The sequence below is a fragment of the Actinomadura sp. NBRC 104425 genome (assembly GCF_030269545.1).
Lineage (GTDB): Bacteria > Actinomycetota > Actinomycetes > Streptosporangiales > Streptosporangiaceae > Spirillospora > Spirillospora keratinilytica.
The window spans coordinates 1-413 of record NZ_BSTN01000118.1 but is presented as its reverse complement, the minus strand read 5'-3'; the positions used below and the strand labels follow the sequence as shown (position 1 = coordinate 413).

Annotated in this window: 1 protein-coding gene; it reads right to left on the bottom strand. The window is 70.7% G+C overall.

What is annotated here, in order from left to right; all coding sequences use genetic code 11:
• Window positions 1-413, bottom strand: a 413-nt coding sequence (locus QSK22_RS33365) for an AMP-binding protein (protein ID WP_285498498.1), incomplete at both ends; no start/stop codon positions are given.

Genomic DNA, 413 nt, shown 5'->3' with positions numbered 1-413 from the left:
GCCCATCCGGCGTCCACCTGGCCAGGTCACCGGTCCGGTACATCCGCTCACCCGAACCGAACGGGCACGCCACGAACCGCTCACCCGTCAAACCCGCCCGGCCGACATACCCGCGCGCCAGCCCGGCACCCGCGATGTACAGCTCACCCACAACGCCCACGGGCGCCGGTGCGAGCGCCTCGTCCAGCACGTACAACCGGGTGTTGGCGATCGGACGGCCGATCGGCACCACCTCACCCACAAGCCGCCCGGCGGCCACCTCGAAGACCGAACACCCCACAACCGCCTCGGTCGGACCGTACTCATTCACCACCACCGCATCCGGCGCCAACCCCAACCACGACACAACACTCGCCCCGGGCAGCGCCTCACCACCGACCACCCAACGCCGCGCCGCACCGGCAACACGATCG